Below are 2,056 nucleotides of genomic sequence, written 5' to 3'. Positions count from 1 at the left end.
TCTAATTTTAATACTAGTATGAGTTTTTTTGACTTATTATATTACCATAATATTCCTCATGCTAAAAATCTAAAATAGCACAAGAAGTTAAATTATAACCATTTAATATGTTTTTGATGCTATTAGCAGATATGATTTTAAATATATAGAATAATAGTATGTTTTGGAAAATTTACAAAAATATAAAAAATGAGTTTGAATACAGTATACATATAAAGTTGATTAATAATTATTTTTTGATTAAAATATTTAACTTAAACAAGATATAAACACAACTGATTTAATGTTATTAATATGTTTTCTATTTAACTAAAAAATAAATTAAAAGCACGGATTTTAAAGATATCCATGCTATATTTGCTCTCTATATAGTGGTTCTTTTTTGGGGTATTCATAGGAACGAATAAAAAAAATAGACTAGTTATGCTCAAAATAACAATAAATAAAATTATTAAGGCTTTATAATTATGAATTTTGTTATTTTTAAATGTTTTAAATTTACATTTTTTCTTTTTGCTTTCTATCTTTTTTTTGGCTACTTTAAAATCGATTACTTTTCCCATATAATAACAACCCCTTCTATATAATAAGATTATATATATATTATACCAAAAAAATGGATTATAAATAAAATTTTTCAGAAAATTAAGTAAACAACGATATTAAAAATTCTATTATTATAAAGTATGCATACTAATAAAAAAATAATCATAAACTTAATACTTCTAATAAATTAAAATACATGAATGTATTATGAGGAAAAAATTTTTTAAAGGAATAGTTGAGTTAAAAGTTTAAATATATACATAAGATATATAAATTTATATTAGGAGGGTTGGTTATATGTCTAGACAATTAAAAGCTGATATGGCTTTACTACTTGTGACAATAGGTTGGGGATCATCGTTTATATTAACGAAAAATTCATTAGCTAAATTACCTACATATAATTTTTTGACTATTAGATTTTTTCTAGCATTCATTATATCTTCTGTTATTTTTATAAAGAAAATGACTAAAATAGATAAAAAGACGCTTAAATATGGAGTAATTCTTGGAATTTGTTTATATGCTCACTATGCATTTCAAACTGTAGGACTTAATTATACTTCGATTTCTAAATCAGCCTTTATTACTGGGTTTAATGTTATACTAGTTCCAGTATTTGCTTCATTGCTTATAAAAAAACTTCCTCATAAACAATCTATATTAAGTGTAGTATTAGCTTTTATTGGATTAGGAATGTTGACCTTGAATGAAAACATAACAGGAATAAATATTGGAGATATATATACTCTCATTTGTGCAGTTATATTTGCCTTATATATTATATTTGTAGGAAAATACACAGTAGATTCAGAGTCGGTATCATTAGCGGTTGTACAATTAGGAGTTGTGGCAGTTTTAAGTTTGATTACTTCATTTGCCATAGAAAAACCTATAATACCTAATGATTATCAGGTATGGATTAATATAATTATATTAAGTGTTGTTTGTACGTCAGGTGCTTATATTATTCAAAGTATTGCACAAAAATTTACTAGTTCAACGCATACGGCATTAATCTATTCAGGAGAACCTGTGTTTGCAGCGATGTTTGCTTATATTATTTATGGAGAAAATTTAAGTGTAAAAGGAACTTTAGGCGCTATATTAATATTAACTGGAATGTTAATAGCAGAGTTAGATTTTAAAAAGCTACTTAATAAAAAAGATAGCTTACAGGAAGAAATTATAGATTAAAGCTAATTATAATTAAGTTAAACAATGAATTTAATAGAATATTCAAAATTAGCCTATATTTTAATTCTTTTAAGAAGCTAAATATAGGCTTTTCTGTTAATATTAAGTGATATGGATTATGCTAGGAGGGTTTATGTTTTTAGATATATTTATATTATAAAGTAAAGGTGAAAGAATAATAAGATTTAAAGGGAAAATGTAGAAAAAAATTAGATAAGTCTATAAAAGTGCAATTTTACTTGAAAAATTTTACAGTTAAATAGCCAAAGTCATTTCTATGCAATTTTCAGATACTCAAAAATTTTATTAATAG

2 protein-coding genes are annotated in these 2,056 nt (G+C 23.2%); one reads left to right on the top strand and one right to left on the bottom strand.

The window, feature by feature from the left end:
* Nucleotides 1–305: 305 nt before the first annotated feature.
* Nucleotides 306–563, bottom strand: a complete 258-nt coding sequence (locus BUA77_RS13105) for a hypothetical protein (RefSeq protein ID WP_072891024.1) — start codon at nt 561–563, stop codon at nt 306–308.
* Between the two features lie 280 nt (nt 564–843).
* Between BUA77_RS13105 and BUA77_RS13100 the strand changes: the two genes are divergently transcribed.
* Nucleotides 844–1,743, top strand: coding sequence for a DMT family transporter (locus BUA77_RS13100; RefSeq protein ID WP_072891021.1), 900 nt, complete (start codon nt 844–846; stop codon nt 1,741–1,743).
* The last annotated feature ends 313 nt before the right edge of the window (nt 1,744–2,056 follow it).

This window comes from Tepidibacter formicigenes DSM 15518 (genome assembly GCF_900142235.1).
GTDB classification, from domain to species: domain Bacteria; phylum Bacillota; class Clostridia; order Peptostreptococcales; family Peptostreptococcaceae; genus Tepidibacter; species Tepidibacter formicigenes.
Note: the sequence above shows the minus strand (reverse complement) of the source record. Positions and strands in the feature narration are given on the sequence as shown.

Bases quoted from the DNA above. Each gene is read 5' to 3' on its own strand.
- BUA77_RS13100 (WP_072891021.1), top strand. From the start codon at position 844: ATGTCTAGACAATTAAAAGCTGATATGGCTTTACTACTTGTGACAATA.
- BUA77_RS13105 (WP_072891024.1), bottom strand. From the start codon at position 563: ATGGGAAAAGTAATCGATTTTAAAGTAGCCAAAAAAAAGATAGAAAGC.